The following is a 14,719-nucleotide window of genomic DNA, read 5'->3' as shown; positions in this document are numbered from 1 at the left end:
TTTATCCTTGGAGGCTTGGTGGGAAGCAAACTCCCGTTCCTCCGATGCCACAGTAACCATCAGGGTTTTTCGCCAAATATTGCTGGTGGTAGGTTTCCGCAAAGTAATACGGACCTGCTGGTTGTATTTCGGTGGTGATGTTCGCGCGTTGCTCTTCTTGCAGTGCTTGCTGATACAAGAGTTTCGATTTCTCTGCGCTCTCGAGTTGCTCCGTCGAATAAGTGTAAATTGCAGAACGATATTGAGTACCTAAGTCGTTACCTTGACGCATTCCCTGAGTTGGGTCGTGTTTTTCCCAAAAAACAGCCAGTAGCTTTTCTAATGAGATGACGCGTTCATCGAAAACGACTCGTACGACTTCTGTATGACCCGTTTTACCTGTACAGACCTCTTCATAGGTGGGATTGGGTGTGTACCCCCCAGCGTAACCGACCGAAGTAGATACAACGCCGTCGAGTTGCCAAAATACGCGCTCAGCGCCCCAAAAACAGCCCATTCCGAGCAAAATCTGCTGTTGGTGTGACGCAAGAGGCGCCTTTAGGTTAGATTTATTTACAAAATGATGATCGTCAATCTGCATTGGTTGATCTCTACCTGGCAAGGCATCTTCTATACTGATCAATGTTTGTTTGTTGAGCATGGTATTTGTCCTTCAATACGTGTCTTAAATTTGCGAACTTTTTCATTTCGTCTGTATCTGATGCTGTGATGACATAGACCGCGTTAAACCTATTAATATTACAGACTTAGAATCTAATTGGCGTTATCATTATTTACGTTTACTTAACCTCATTCAGCCATAAAAGCATGATAAAAAAAGCTCTCCCCACCATTGTTGGCCTGTTTGCCTTTTCTCATGGTGCCTATGCCGATGTTTCTTTGACTTTGAAAGGCATTGATGGCGCTTTAGAAGAGAATGTCAGTGCGTATCTGTCATCTATTCCAGAGAAGGATTACTCCACTTCTCTGCGTTTTCAAGCGAGATTAGATCAAAGTATCACTGAAGCGCTTAACGCGCTTGGGTATTATCATGCAAAAATTTCATACTCTATTCCCGAAGCGAATGATGAGTTAATTGTGCTCATCAAGCCGGGCTTGCCAGTGAAAGTGAAAGTCATGGATGTGGTCATCACTGGAGAGGCCAAGGACGATGAAGAATTTGCAAAACTTATTGAGCGCTCTCCGCTCAAAGTTGGCCAAGTTTTGAATCAAGGCCAATACGACAGCCTTAAGTCAGGCATTCGTAACTTGGCGCTTCAGCGTGGTTACTTCAATGGTGAGTTTACGCTAAGTCGATTAGAGGTTATCCCTGATCTGAACGAAGCTAATGTCCGTTTGCACTACAGCAGTGGAATACGTTTCAATTTTGGCGACGTTTCTTTTATTGGCAACCACATCTGGGAAGACCGTGTCGCATCACTACAACCTTTTAAAGAAGGGGACCCATACAACGTTTCGAAGCTGGGCGAGTTTAACCAGAAGCTATCAAATACGGAGTGGTTTTCCTCAGTTTTTGTTGAGCCTGAATTGGATAGGCTTGATGATGGCCGAGACTTGCCAATTAAAGTGTCTTTATCTCCTGCTTCGAAGAATCAGATCGAGACGGGTATTGGTTACTCAACGGATGTCGGCGTTCGAGGAACGTTGAAGTGGAAGAAACCTTGGGTGAGCTCCCGAGGACACAGTTTCAACACTGCTTTATCCCTATCTAAGCCAGAGCAAACCGTGACTGCTTCTTACAAAATTCCTTTAGAAGATGTCGCTAACGATTATTATCAAGTTCAATATGGGCTTAAAAACCTAGACAACCGTGACACACAGAGTATCGAGTCTAACCTTGCAGTGGAACGTCATTGGTTAGCAGACGGTGGTTGGCATAATACCGTTTATGTTCGTCATTTGTACGAGAGCTTTACGCAAGGTTTACAAGATGATGAATTCAACTTCGTACTTCCAGGTGCGACATTTTCTCGGACTAGGGTTCGAGGGGGCAATATGCCAATGTGGGGAGACAAGCAAAGCATCACTATTGAGTATGGTGATACCGCTATGCTTTCTGAAACTAGAGTGCTCCGCTTAATTGGCTCGACTTCTTGGATTCGTGGTATTGGAGAGAATCATCGTGGTTTGTTCCGCTTAGAAGGTGGTGCGAATATTACCGATGAACTTGAAAAGCTATCACCGTCGCTGCGTTTCTTCGCAGGTGGTGACAATAATATTCGTGGTTACGGCTATGAATCTATTTCACCTGTGGATGAGAGTGGTGCTTTGACGGGTGGTAAATACATTGTTAGCAGTACATTAGAATACCAATATCGTGTTTATGGAAACTGGTGGGCTGCAACGTTTTACGATATTGGTGATGCGTTTAATGAAACACCAGATTGGAAATCAGGTGCTGGTGTTGGTATCCGCTGGGCGTCTCCGGTGGGCCCTGTTAGTTTTGATTTTGCATGGGGGATGGATGCAAAACCAGAACGAGAGTTTCGTATCCACTTCTCATTGGGGCCTGAGCTATGATCAAAATGATGTTTAAGTGGACCAAATGGCTGTCGCTCAGTTTGATTGGTCTATTGCTGTTGCTCATCATTATTGTCGCGACAGTTTTATTTACCCACCCAGGCCTCAAATTTGCCTTGTGGGGAGCCGAAAAAGCACTACCACAATTGCAGATTGAAAAAGTGCAGGGTTCATTGTTTCCTCGCTTCGAACTGCATAACGTCAGTTTTGTCGATGAGTCTTTGAATATCGATGCCAAAGTCGAGCGTTTAGCTTTGGCAGTGAACTTCCGCTGTTTCTTTGACCCTAAGGTTTGTGTCGATGAGTTAAGACTGCAGGGGCTTGACTTTAAGATGCCTGAGCTACCGCTAGCAAGCGAGGAGCAAGAGGAAACACCACCACTGCGTTCTATCAGTACGCCAGTGCCAATTTTTGTTAATAAAGTCAGCTTTAATGATATCAATGTCAATGTGTTGGGCAATCAAATTGATTGGCAAACGTTCTCGACCGCTTTGTCGATGCAAGGCGATCGTTTGGTGATCGCACCTACCGCGTTGAAAGACATTAATGTGGCTTTAGCACCAAGTGAAGCTGAACCTGAAGCGGTTGTTGAAGAGCCGAAAGAAGCCGATGCTACGCCGCAAGATATTGTGTTACCCGAAGTATGGATTCCGCTGACGGTGGAAGCGCGTCGTCTTGATATTCACAATTTCAAACTGGCAGGTGAAACGCCAGTGATCGTCAATCATCTTGGTTTGGTTGCAAGAGCAGGCGGTGAGCGTGTTGATGTCAAAACATTAGAGCTCGACATGCCAGAAGTGGAGGGCAAGTTGAGCACACAAGTGACGCTTTCTTCTGATTACCCTATCAAAGCGCAACTGGACGCGTTAGTGAAGCAAGCGGATGCGAAGGGACAAAAACTGTCGCTTTCGGTCTCGGGTTCGGTTGGTGATTTGTCACTAAATGCTACGCTTTCTGAGCTTGTACAAGCGGAGATCAAAGGTGATATTCAACCGCTTAAAACGCAGTTACCGTTTGATGTCGCGATTAAAAATGTACAAGCGCAATGGCCGCTATTTGGACAAAGCGATTACCAGGTTTCTGTACCAAGCTTGGCGGCAAAAGGCTCACTTGACGGCTACGAAGTCGCATTAGAAACCAAAGCTTCGGGCAAAGATATTCCCGCTGTTGATGTCGCACTAAACGGCAAAGGTACGTTAGAGCAAATTGACCTCGAAAGCCTTGTAGTGAAAACCTTAGGGGGCGAACTCTCTGGGAAAGTCATGGCCAATTGGGCCGCGCCAATCAACTGGCAAGCTGACTTAAACCTGAAAAACATTCAACCAGGTTTACAATGGAAAGAAGCTGAAGGGGATATCAGCGGTAACCTTTCGACTTCGGGTTCGTTAACAGAACAAGGCGGTTGGCAAGTCAGTTTGCCTAAGTTAGACATTGACGGCATTTTGCGAGGGTATCCGCTGAATGTTGAAGGGCAACTTGAAGCGTCTGATAAAAACGGCAAAGGCGAAGACATCCAACTTACCACTCAGGGTTTGGCGCTTTCTCATGGTCCAAACCAACTCAGTGCAAAGGGTAAGATAGATAAGCAAATTCTGATGGATGTTGAGGTTAACTTCCCTGATTTTGCGAAAAGTGTTCCGGACCTTGCAGGTAAGATGCAAGGTAAAGTCGCACTACGTGGTAGCTTGAAAGAACCAGACATCAATCTTGATCTCGCTTTAAATCAGATTAACTGGCAGCAACAGGCGAACGTAGAAACGATCACCTTAAAGGGTGATGTGAAGCCTCTGCCAGCACCAAAAGCGAACATAAGCCTTATTGCGAACAACATTACCTATGACGACATAAAAGTTGATAGTGCTGACCTTGAAGTCTCTGGGGATGAAAAACTGCATCAACTGACGCTCGATGTAGTGTCTGACCTGGTGTCGACCAGTTTAGAAATTGAAGGGACATTCCAGCAGAAACCAGAAATGATTTGGGATGGGGCGCTGCGCCGCTTGACGCTGAGCTCGCAACAAGGCCCGTGGGCGTTGCAAAAATCGACCGCGGTGAAGGTCAATATCGACAAACAGATCGCGAACGTTCAAGCGCATTGTTGGTTGCAAGCGGAGTCGAGCGTATGTCTAACCGAAGACATTAGTGTCGGTAAGAGTGGCCAGGCGAAGTTAGCCATCAATGATTTTGATTTTGACCAAATCAAACAATTCCTGCCGCCAGAAACCAAGCTGCAAGGCTCGGTTAATGCACAGGCTTTTGCTAAATGGGCACCAGAGAAAAAGCCTGAAGTAACCTTAAGTGTCAATATGCCAAAAGGCCAAGTTGAACAAGCGCTTGAACAGCCAATTAAAGTCGGTTGGGAAAGCTTCAACTTTAAAGCAGCATTAGCGAAAGACAAGCTTGATGCCGAGTGGCTATTTGATGTGAAAGATAACGGTGACTTGTCTGGTAAGGTTTCTTTACTGAATGTCTCGTCTGAAAAGCCCACTATTGATGGTAAGGTTTCACTCTCTACGTTCCACTTGGACTTCTTGGCACCGTTGATTGGTGAGTACAGCTTGTTTAAAGCAAACATGAATACTGACCTAGCGATATCAGGTGACGTTATGCATCCGAAGGTGAACGGTCAGTTCTTGATTGACCAAATGAAGCTACAGGGTGAAGTCACACCGATAGATATAAACTCAGGGCAGGTCGTCATCAACTTTAAAGGCCATCAAGCGGACTTGGATGCCGGAATTTTAACCCCGGATGGTGAGTTGAACGTTACCGGTGATGCCGACTGGCAGGACTTACAGAACTGGCGCACTAAAGCGCGTGTTTTTGCTAAAGAGCTCAATGTTGATGTGCCTCCAATGGTAAAAATCAAAGTTGAGCCTGACATGACAATAGATGTGACCCCTCAGCTTGCGAAAATTGAGGGTGATATTAATTTGCCATGGGGAAGAATTGTCGTCGAAGAGCTTCCACCAAGTGCAGTAGGCGTATCGAGTGATACCGTTATTCTCGATAAAAACTTGCAGCCAGTGGACGATGTGGCTGCGATGCCGTTTGATGTGGAAACGAACATCAACATTAAAATTGGTGATGACTTCCAACTTGCCGCTTTTGGCTTAAAAGGTGGGTTGAAAGGGAGCCTAAACGTGACACAAAAAGACAAAGGTCCGTTCATCGTTGGTGAAGTGAATGTTGTCGATGGTTCTTATCGTTCGTTTGGTCAGGACTTATTGATTAAAGAAGGTAAGATTCTGATGAATGGTCCACCAGATCAACCTTACTTGTCTATCAAAGCGATTCGTAATCCAGACAATACCCAAGATGATGTCATTGCAGGGGTACAAGTGTCGGGCCCAGCATCTGATCCGAGTATAGAAATTTTCTCAGAGCCCGCGATGAACCAAGCCAATGCACTTTCTTATCTACTTCGTGGTCAAGATATTGATGGTGAAGCCGGTGGTAATGCAATGACTACTACCTTAATTGGTTTAAGCTTGGCGAAGAGTGGGCGTGTGGTTGGTGAAATCGGTGAAGCCTTTGGCGTACAGGATTTACAGCTGGACACTGCTGGGTCGGGCGATGATTCGCAAGTGACGGTGAGTGGTTATATTCTGCCTGGTTTGCAGGTGAAATATGGTGTCGGCATCTTTAACTCCCTAGGTGAGTTCACTGTGCGTTACCGATTGATGCAAGACTTGTATTTAGAAGCGGTATCTGGTGTAGATAGCGCCGTTGACCTACTCTATCAGTTTGAGTTCGATTAAAGTGCTTTAACCTAAGCATACACAGTCATGACTAAGGAGTGGTTATGCAGCATTTGATTTTTGTCTACGGCACGTTACGCAAGGGAGAGTACAACCATCAGTATTTGCGCTCGGCGCAGTTTCTTGGTTTACATGAAACGGATGCTCAATTTGCAATGTATGACTTAGGCCCTTATCCAGCGTTGTCTGTTGGGCAACGCTCGATTCAAGGTGAAGTGTATCTGATTGATGATGAAACCTTATCTGAGCTAGATAGGTTAGAAGATGTGCCAGTGGAATATCGCCGAGAGAGCATCGTTACGCCTTTTGGCCAAGCTTGGATCTACTTATATCAAGATACTGAGCAGTTAACCGAAGAAATCGCTTCCGGAGATTGGTGTCAAAAGGTGTGAGCTATACTGACATTATCAATAGCAACGAGCTAAACACTAAGGAGTCACGATGAAAACATTCGTAATTGGAGTAATGGCGTTGCTTCTTGCTGCATGTGCACAAACAACACTACCGACTTCGAATAATGTGACCGATTGGCAAGTGTTTGGTAAGCAGTCAGCTTTAGATGGATTACGGGAGTTATCTGAGGAGCGAATTGCGAAGCTGGATGATGTTAACCATGCGACGCCAGAACTGATAATGGCTTATCAAGCGGGTTACCAGCAAGGCAAACAAGAGTATTGTGAGCAAAGTGCTTATATGCTCGGTGTTATCGGGCGGCCGTATTTTGGCATTTGTGATGATGTTGACCCCTTCTTTCAACATGACTACGACGCTGGACGAATGTCTTCAGCAGGCGCACCTATCTAGTTGACACAGGTAAGATGAAAGCAAAAGAGCTGCCCTAGAGCAGCTCTTTTTAATTTTGTATCAGCAGTGATGCTTATTTTTTCTGAGCTCGCTCGTAAGATTCTAGGATTTCAGCTTTGGCGGCAGCAACATCTGCCCAACCATCCACTTTCACCCATTTGCCTGCTTCAAGCTCTTTGTAACGCTCAAAGAATTGCGTGATCTGCGCTTTCAGTAGTTCTGGGATATCGTCCACATCTTGGATGGGCTCGTACTCTTTCGAGATTTTTGAGTGGGGAACCGCAAACACTTTTGCATCTTCACCCGATTCATCTGTCATCTTCAAAACGCCAACAGGACGGCAGCGAATGACTGAACCTGGCATGAGTGGGTATGGTGTTGGTACCAATACGTCGACTGGATCGCCATCAAGAGACAGGGTATTGTTCACATAGCCATAGTTGCATGGGTAGAACATTGGTGCAGACATGAAACGGTCGACAAATACAGCACCAGAGTCTTTATCTACTTCGTACTTGATTGGATCTGCATTTGCAGGAATTTCGATAACGACATAGATATCTTCAGGCAGCGACTTACCTGCTGGTACATGGTTTAAGCTCATTAGAATATTCCTTTTCATTAACGATGAGTCACACAAAAGCGGCTTCATCTGATGATAAATTCGCGTTTCACTTTAGCGACAAAAACGCGGCAGGTAAACACCTGCCGCGTTGGACAAAGGTCTGAAATTATTCTTCGTCGCGGTGCAGTTCAAGGAACTCTTCAACTTTGCGAACCATGTTCTTCGAACCCACAAAGAAAGGTACACGCTGGTGCAACTCAGTAGGCTTGATGTCCATAATGCGATTCACGCCGTCCGATGCAATGCCGCCAGCTTGCTCAATGAGGAATGCCATAGGGTTACATTCGTAAAGCAGGCGTAGCTTGCCTTGTGGGTGGCTTTGTGTGCTTGGGTAAAGGTAGATACCGCCTTTCAGTAGGTTGCGGTGGAAATCAGCAACCAGCGAGCCAATGTAGCGAGAAGTGTATGGGCGACCGTCTTCTGGCACGTTTTCTTGGCAGTACTTGATGTACTTCTTCACCCCTTGAGGGAAACGAATGTAATTACCTTCGTTGATGGAGTAGATCTTACCATCATCAGGAATCATCATGTTTTCATGAGAAAGACAGAAGCTGCCGATAGATGGGTCGTAAGTAAAGCCGTTTACGCCGTTACCAGTTGTGTATACCAACATGGTGGAGGAGCCGTAAATTACGTAGCCCGCAGCCACTTGTTTGTGACCAGGTTGTAGGAAGTCTTCTTCAGTTGGTGGAGTACCGATTGGAGAAACACGACGGTAAATCGAGAAGATAGTACCAACAGAGACGTTCACATCGATGTTAGAAGAACCATCAAGTGGGTCCATCAGTACTACATATTTGGCGTTTTGGTTGAGTTCTTTATTGAACGCAACTGCTTCGTCTTCTTCTTCACTGGCAACGCCACACACTTGATCACGAGCTTCAAGCGCGGCTTTGAACTTATCGTTCGCGTAAACATCGAGCTTTTGCTGATCTTCACCTTGGACATTTTCCGTGCCTACAGCACCAGTGATATCACCGAGACCCGCTGCGTTGATTTCGCGGTTAACGATTTTTGCAGCTAAACGAATGGAGGCTAAAAGGGATGATAGATCACCGCTAGCGTGGGGGAAATCCGCTTGTTTTTCGACAATGAACTCGCCTAGGGTGCGCAGTCCTGACATGGTTAATCCTTACATTTTCATTTCATTGGGGGTAGTGCGCAAGTGAGCATCTCTTTATGGATGTTAAACGATTGCGCTGGATGTAAGTTTAAGTCGCAGATCTTTTTAATGGTAATGAAGTAACTGTTTGAGATCTCAATTTATTTGTAGACTTGTTTGAGGGATTCATCAGTAAGCAAGAGGTTGTACAGTCTGTGTTCAACCTTGTCATATTTGTGAAAGGGACTGCAAGAAGAAGGCTAAAGTCACTCGCTTTTCAGGCGGTAATCGCGATAATGAAAGCATTAAAAAACGCATTACAAGGTTTAGTTTATGCACATTCATATCTTGGGTATCTGTGGCACATTTATGGGCGGCGCAGCGATTCTAGCGCGCCAATTAGGACATAAAGTCACTGGTTCTGATGCCAACGTTTATCCGCCAATGAGCACACTGCTTGAGTCTCAAGGTATTGAAATTATTGAAGGCTTTGACCCGTCTCAACTCGACCCTCAACCAGATCTTGTGGTGATTGGTAATGCGATGAGCCGTGGCAACCCTTGTGTCGAGCATGTGCTCAACACTAACATGCGTTACACCTCTGGCCCGCAGTGGCTCAACGAGTTTTTGCTGCATGATCGTTGGGTATTGGCGGTATCGGGTACACATGGGAAAACGACCACGTCGAGCATGCTTGCTTGGATACTTGAAGATTGTGGTTATCAACCGGGTTTCTTAGTCGGTGGGGTACTCGGTAACTTCGGAGTGTCTGCTCGTTTGGGTGAAAGCATGTTTTTTGTCGTTGAAGCCGACGAATATGACAGTGCTTTTTTCGATAAGCGTTCTAAGTTTGTGCATTACCATCCTCGCACTTTAATCATGAACAATCTTGAGTTTGATCATGCCGACATCTTCGATGATCTAGAAGCGATCAAACGCCAATTCCATCATTTAGTGCGAACTGTACCGGGCAATGGATTGATCTTAGCGCCGAGGCAGGATCAAGCGTTAGCGGGTGTATTAGAGCGTGGTTGCTGGACAGAAAAGCAGTTTTCAGGTGTTGATGGCGACTGGCAAGCGCACAAATTAGTGCTTGATGGCTCAAAATTTGACGTTGCGTTGCAAGGTGAGAAGGTTGGTACCGTCGAATGGAATTTGGTGGGTGACCACAATGTGGATAATGCGCTGATGGCAATCGCTGCTGCACGACATGTTGGAGTCACTCCGGATCTTGCTTGTCAGGCATTAGGGCGTTTCATCAATACCAAGCGCCGTTTAGAGCTGAAAGGTGAAGAACAAGGTGTGACGGTTTACGATGATTTTGCGCATCACCCAACGGCAATTGAACTTACTGTCGGTGGTTTGCGTAACAAGGTAGGTGAAAAACGCATCCTTGCTGTGTTAGAGCCGCGTTCTGCCACCATGAAGCGTGGTGTACACAAAAACACACTTGCAGAGTCACTACACAGTGCAGATGAAGTCTTCTTGTTCCAGCCAGATAATATCGAGTGGTCTGTGCAAGACATTGCCGACCAATGCAAACAGCCAGCGTTTGTCGATGCGGATATAGATAACTTTGTAGCCAAGATCGTCGAACGTGCGCGAGCAGGTGACCAAATTCTAGTCATGAGTAATGGTGGCTTCGGTGGTATTCACGGAAAACTTCTTGAGCAGTTAAAACAAAAAGCCTGATTGATATGCAAAACAAAACACAACCCTCTCACAAAAAAGCCATCACGTTGGCATTAACGGGGGCTTCTGGTGCTCCCTACGGCCTTCGTCTTTTAGAATGCTTGGTTGCGGCGGATTATCATGTCTACGTTCTGATTTCTTCGGCAGCTCGTGTTGTGATGGCAACCGAGCATAATCTTAAGCTGCCAAGTGGTCCAGAAGCAGCGCAGCAAGCATTGGTAGAGCACCTGAACTGCAATCCCGATAACATCACCGTTTGCGGTAAAGATGACTGGTTCTCACCGGTTGCGTCTGGTTCTGCTGCACCAAAGCAAATGGTGGTTTGCCCATGTTCTGCGGGAAGCGTTGCAGCGATTGCGCATGGTATGTCAGATAACTTGATCGAACGGGCCGCTGATGTAGTAATGAAAGAGCGCGGGCAGCTGTTGCTCGTGGTTCGCGAAACGCCATTCTCAACGCTACATCTTGAGAACATGCACAAGCTATCGCAAATGGGCGTCACCATCATGCCAGCGGCTCCGGGTTTCTACCATCAGCCAAAGAGCATTGAAGACTTAGTGGACTTTATGGTGGCGAGAATTCTCGACCACTTAGGTATTGAGCAAGGTTTGGTGCCTCGTTGGGGTTATGACCAGCGTTCGTGAGCTGATTGTGTAACCACTCAAATACCTTTACAATCCATCCAACTCATCGGGGAGCAAACCCATTTAGCATTGAGTCAATCAATGCATTGGGGCGCTGAGACCTAAGTGTTTAACTAGGGACCCGTATTACCTGAACCAGATAATGCTGGCGTAGGAATTGAGTCTGGATATTGGAAGTCCTTAATAGCCGCCTCAAACCCTGTGCCGCTCAACTTATTTCTCTGAAATACTCATGGAGAGCGAGCAGTGAAACCCACTCTAAATCTGATTGCCCTAGCTGCAATTACTTCAACTTCAGCGTTTGCCGCTGAAAACACATTAACCATCTATACCTACGACTCTTTTGCCGCAGATTGGGGGCCGGGTCCTAAAATCGAGCAAGCTTTTGAAGCAAAATGTGGCTGTGACGTTAACTTCGTAGCGTTGGACGATGGTGTGTCGATTCTGAATCGTCTTCGTCTTGAAGGCGGTAATAGCAAAGCGGACATCGTATTAGGTTTGGATAACAATCTGATGGCAGAAGCGAAGAAAACCGGTCTGCTTGTCGAGCACGATGTGGATACGGCTAACACAGTGTTACCAAACGGTTGGAGTGACACGACGTTTGTACCGTACGATTACGGCTACTTCGCGTTTGTGTACAACAAAGAGAAACTGGCTAATCCGCCGAAAAGCATGAAAGAGCTGGTGGAAACGCGCGACGATCTGAAAGTGATTTACCAAGATCCACGGACTTCAACGCCGGGCCAAGGCTTGATGCTATGGATGAAATCTATTTATGGCGACGATGTGACGCAAGCGTGGCAGAAGCTAGCGAGCAAAACCGTAACGGTCACGAAAGGTTGGTCTGAGGCGTATTCTATGTTCCTCAATGGTGAGTCCGATTTAGTGCTTTCTTACACCACTTCACCTGCGTACCACTTAATTGCGGAAAACGATTCGAAGTTTGCTACGGCGAATTTTGCTGAAGGCCACTACATGCAAGTTGAAGTCGCCGCCAAAGTGAAAGGGGCAAAAAATTCAGAACTTGCTGATCAATTTATGAGTTTCATTTTAAGTGATGAGTTCCAATCGGCGATGCCAACGGGTAACTGGATGTACCCAGTCACTGACGTTGAGTTACCTAAAGGTTTTGAAACTTTGAGTGTTCCAAGCAAGTCGTTGAGCTTTAGTGCTGATGAAGTGGCAAAAATGCGTAAGTCTTGGATTCGCGAATGGCAAAGCGCATTGACGTTTTAGCTGACGTTTCCATCCTCATCTGAATGAGATAGGTTTTACCTTTGAATTCTGTTCCAAAAATAGGTTTAGGGGTCGCGATGATCATCGCGACCTTTGTTATTTCTGCCCTAGGTGCTTTGATTGTTCAAGCCCCTTCACTTGATGTGTCTGTGGTATGGGGCGACCCGTACTATCAACATGTCACCAAGTTCAGTTTCTACCAAGCGTTTCTTTCCACATTGCTCAGTGTTGGCTTTGCCATTCCAGTAGCGCACGCACTTTCGCGTCGCCAATTTATTGGTAAATCATTACTGCTTAAGCTGTTTGCATCGACACTGGTTTTGCCGGTTTTGGTTGGTGTTTTTGGGCTGTTAGCGATTTATGGCAACAGTGGTTTGTTGGCGCAGTGGTTGCAAAGTTTCGACACTAAACTGCCATTCTCTATTTACGGTTTGAACGGCATTTTACTCGCCCATGTGTTCTTTAATTTACCTTACGCGGCACGATTGCTTCTGCAAGCCTTGGAGTCTATTCCTGCCGAGCAGCATAAGCTTTGCGCGCATCTTGGGATGAGCCATTGGGATAAGTTTCGCTGGGTAGAATGGCCGCGTTTAAGGCAGCAGCTTCCCCACGTTTGTGGGTTGGTGTTTATGTTGTGCTTTACCAGTTTTGCCACTGTAATGGCGTTGGGGGGCGGGCCAAAATCCACCACCATTGAATTGGCCATTTACCAAGCGATTAAGTTTGATTTTGATTTACAAGCTGGGGCGTTATTGGCGCTGTGGCAGATGCTGTTATGTGGACTGCTTGCTATTGGAGTGCAGAAGTTAACAAGGCCTGTTTCTATCAGTGCTGGAAGCACATCGGTACAGCAATATTTGACGAAGGATCATGGGTGGTCAAAAGCTTGGGATAGCTTTTGGATCATAGGTGCCTTTTTACTGGTAATACCGCCGTTATTGATGGTGTTACTGAGTGGCATCAACCAACAAGTTTGGACAGTATTAACCGATGAGCGTTTTTGGTCTGCGCTATTGAACTCCCTCAAAGTCGCCTGTGTCGCTAGCGCGCTTGCGGTCGCTGCAGGGGTGTCCATACTATTGACCAGTCGCCGTTGGCGGTTGCAGTACAAAAACACGCGAGCCGATCAGATAGAGTTAATCGGCACCATTATTTTGGTGACTCCAGGTCTGGTGATTAGCACCGGTTTATTCTTACTACTGCGCGCATTTACCGATGTTTTTAGCTTGGCATTTTTTGTCGTGATTTTGGTGAACGGTTTGATGGCTTTGCCTTACGTGATCAAAACGCTAGCGCAGCCAATGCTGCACATTGAACAACAGTATCAGTATGTATGTGCCAGCTTAGGCATGCGTGGCTGGCAACGGTTTAAAGTGGTGGAGTGGCAGGCGCTACGCAAGCCGTTTGCACATGCGTTTGCGATCAGCTTTATGTTTGCGATTGGCGATTTAAGTGCTATTGCGTTGTTTGGCGGACAAGAGTTCCGCACTTTACCTCTGTATTTATTCCAGCTGCTTGGCAGCTATCAGATGGACGCGGCTGCGGTGGTATCGGTGACCTTATTGTTGTTGAGTGTGGGCTGTTTTGCCTTGATTGAGAAAGTATTGAAAACGAAGGAGAGAGCGTAATGTTAGTGTTGGATGATGTGCAGTACACCTACCAACGTGAACTGTTTCGTTTTGACTTAACGATTGAGCAAGGACAGATTGTGTCGCTGATGGGACCAAGTGGGGCAGGGAAGTCAACCTTGCTGGCGTTGGTGGCAGGATTCATCCATCCTGACCGTGGTGATATTTGTGTTGATGGTGAGTCCATTGTGCGTAAAGAGCCTTATCTGCGTCCGTTCTCTATGTTGTTCCAAGAGCACAATTTGTTTGCTCACTTATCGGTGCGTGACAACATCGGTTTGGGCTTACACCCAGGGCTAAAGCTTACGGTGGACCAAAATCGTCAGATTGAACAAGCCGCGCAGCAAGTTGGTGTTGCAGAGTACCTCGACCGTTTGCCAGAGCATCTTTCTGGTGGCCAGCGTCAACGTGTTGCCTTAGCGCGTTGTTTTGTTCAGCCTCATCCCATGTGGCTATTGGATGAGCCGTTCTCGGCGCTTGATCCGGTGTTGCGTGAAGAGATGCTGAGCTTGGTAAAAAAACTCGCAGCAGAGCGGGGAATAACCGTATTGATGGTCACGCACCATTTAAGCGATGCCAAAGCGATTGCCAGCCACTTTGTGTTTGTGGCAGATGGTAAAGTGGAAGCCGCGGGTGATATGTCTGCATTGAGTGAACAGCATGCTAGTGAGAAGCTTGCGGCATTTATCCGAGCAGCATGCTAG

12 protein-coding genes and 1 riboswitch are annotated in these 14,719 nt (G+C 46.4%); of the genes, 9 read left to right on the top strand and 3 right to left on the bottom strand.

Features of this window, described 5'->3' with window-relative positions:
- Position 1 precedes the first annotated feature (1 nt).
- Positions 2-640, bottom strand: a complete 639-nt coding sequence (gene msrA / locus R7Q46_RS09690) for a peptide-methionine (S)-S-oxide reductase MsrA (RefSeq protein ID WP_005379620.1) — start codon at positions 638-640, stop codon at positions 2-4.
- A 167-nt stretch (positions 641-807) separates the two neighbouring features.
- Here msrA and R7Q46_RS09685 point away from each other — a divergent pair, with 167 nt between their 5' ends.
- Genes R7Q46_RS09685 through R7Q46_RS09670 form a run of 4 tightly spaced genes read left to right on the top strand, consistent with a single transcriptional unit; the run spans position 808 to position 7,085 of the window.
- The gene (locus R7Q46_RS09685) at positions 808-2,520 is read left to right on the top strand and encodes an autotransporter assembly complex family protein (protein ID WP_318077472.1); all 1,713 of its coding nucleotides are present in this window, start codon (positions 808-810) and stop codon (positions 2,518-2,520) included.
- The gene (locus R7Q46_RS09680) at positions 2,517-6,281 is read left to right on the top strand and encodes a translocation/assembly module TamB domain-containing protein (RefSeq protein WP_318077471.1); all 3,765 of its coding nucleotides are present in this window, start codon (positions 2,517-2,519) and stop codon (positions 6,279-6,281) included. Before R7Q46_RS09685 ends, R7Q46_RS09680 begins: the two co-directional genes overlap by 4 nt.
- Positions 6,282-6,325: 44 nt before the next feature.
- Positions 6,326-6,673 carry a gamma-glutamylcyclotransferase gene (locus R7Q46_RS09675; RefSeq protein WP_025768359.1) on the top strand — a complete coding sequence of 116 codons (348 nt, stop codon included), beginning with the start codon at positions 6,326-6,328 and terminating at the stop codon, positions 6,671-6,673.
- A 49-nt stretch (positions 6,674-6,722) separates the two neighbouring features.
- Positions 6,723-7,085: a DUF2799 domain-containing protein gene (locus R7Q46_RS09670; RefSeq protein ID WP_025768360.1), complete on the top strand. Its 363-nt coding sequence runs from the start codon at positions 6,723-6,725 to the stop codon at positions 7,083-7,085.
- A gap of 73 nt (positions 7,086-7,158) precedes the next feature.
- On the opposite strand, the gene ppa is transcribed toward R7Q46_RS09670, so the two are convergent.
- Both ppa and fbp read right to left on the bottom strand, forming a co-directional pair.
- Positions 7,159-7,689 (bottom strand): inorganic diphosphatase, encoded by a 531-nt coding sequence (gene ppa / locus R7Q46_RS09665; protein ID WP_213903658.1) that lies wholly within the window; start codon positions 7,687-7,689, stop codon positions 7,159-7,161.
- A 127-nt stretch (positions 7,690-7,816) separates the two neighbouring features.
- Complete coding sequence (gene fbp, locus R7Q46_RS09660) at positions 7,817-8,833, bottom strand: class 1 fructose-bisphosphatase (RefSeq protein WP_005383114.1); 1,017 nt, start codon at positions 8,831-8,833, stop codon at positions 7,817-7,819.
- Between the two features lie 312 nt (positions 8,834-9,145).
- Between fbp and mpl the strand changes: the two genes are divergently transcribed.
- The 5 genes from mpl (at position 9,146) to thiQ (ending at position 14,719) form a co-directional block, all read left to right on the top strand.
- A complete protein-coding gene (gene mpl / locus R7Q46_RS09655) occupies positions 9,146-10,504 on the top strand; it encodes a UDP-N-acetylmuramate:L-alanyl-gamma-D-glutamyl-meso-diaminopimelate ligase (RefSeq protein ID WP_318077470.1) in 1,359 nt (452 codons plus the stop codon).
- A 5-nt stretch (positions 10,505-10,509) separates the two neighbouring features.
- The gene (locus R7Q46_RS09650) at positions 10,510-11,148 is read left to right on the top strand and encodes a flavin prenyltransferase UbiX (protein WP_033906022.1); all 639 of its coding nucleotides are present in this window, start codon (positions 10,510-10,512) and stop codon (positions 11,146-11,148) included.
- 37 nt (positions 11,149-11,185) lie between these two features.
- A riboswitch (TPP riboswitch) is annotated at positions 11,186-11,322 on the top strand.
- 72 nt (positions 11,323-11,394) lie between these two features.
- The gene (gene thiB, locus R7Q46_RS09645; RefSeq protein WP_318077469.1) at positions 11,395-12,387 is read left to right on the top strand and encodes a thiamine ABC transporter substrate binding subunit; all 993 of its coding nucleotides are present in this window, start codon (positions 11,395-11,397) and stop codon (positions 12,385-12,387) included.
- A 41-nt stretch (positions 12,388-12,428) separates the two neighbouring features.
- The gene (gene thiP / locus R7Q46_RS09640; protein ID WP_086046505.1) at positions 12,429-14,015 is read left to right on the top strand and encodes a thiamine/thiamine pyrophosphate ABC transporter permease ThiP; all 1,587 of its coding nucleotides are present in this window, start codon (positions 12,429-12,431) and stop codon (positions 14,013-14,015) included.
- Positions 14,015-14,719, top strand: coding sequence for a thiamine ABC transporter ATP-binding protein (thiQ, locus tag R7Q46_RS09635; protein ID WP_005379648.1), 705 nt, complete (start codon positions 14,015-14,017; stop codon positions 14,717-14,719). The genes thiP and thiQ overlap by 1 nt, the downstream gene beginning before the upstream one ends.

The organism is Vibrio sp. 811, from assembly GCF_033339195.1.
Note: the sequence above shows the minus strand (reverse complement) of the source record. Positions and strands in the feature narration are given on the sequence as shown.

Excerpts from the sequence above, each read along its gene's own strand:
- R7Q46_RS09650 (WP_033906022.1), top strand. The coding sequence starts at position 10,510 with ATGCAAAACAAAACACAACCCTCTCACAAAAAAGCCATCACGTTGGCA.
- fbp (WP_005383114.1), bottom strand. The coding sequence starts at position 8,833 with ATGTCAGGACTGCGCACCCTAGGCGAGTTCATTGTCGAAAAACAAGCG.
- ppa (WP_213903658.1), bottom strand. The coding sequence starts at position 7,689 with ATGAGCTTAAACCATGTACCAGCAGGTAAGTCGCTGCCTGAAGATATC.
- R7Q46_RS09685 (WP_318077472.1), top strand. The coding sequence starts at position 808 with ATGATAAAAAAAGCTCTCCCCACCATTGTTGGCCTGTTTGCCTTTTCT.
- msrA (WP_005379620.1), bottom strand. The coding sequence starts at position 640 with ATGCTCAACAAACAAACATTGATCAGTATAGAAGATGCCTTGCCAGGT.
- thiQ (WP_005379648.1), top strand. The coding sequence starts at position 14,015 with ATGTTAGTGTTGGATGATGTGCAGTACACCTACCAACGTGAACTGTTT.
- R7Q46_RS09675 (WP_025768359.1), top strand. The coding sequence starts at position 6,326 with ATGCAGCATTTGATTTTTGTCTACGGCACGTTACGCAAGGGAGAGTAC.
- R7Q46_RS09670 (WP_025768360.1), top strand. The coding sequence starts at position 6,723 with ATGAAAACATTCGTAATTGGAGTAATGGCGTTGCTTCTTGCTGCATGT.
- R7Q46_RS09680 (WP_318077471.1), top strand. The coding sequence starts at position 2,517 with ATGATCAAAATGATGTTTAAGTGGACCAAATGGCTGTCGCTCAGTTTG.
- mpl (WP_318077470.1), top strand. The coding sequence starts at position 9,146 with ATGCACATTCATATCTTGGGTATCTGTGGCACATTTATGGGCGGCGCA.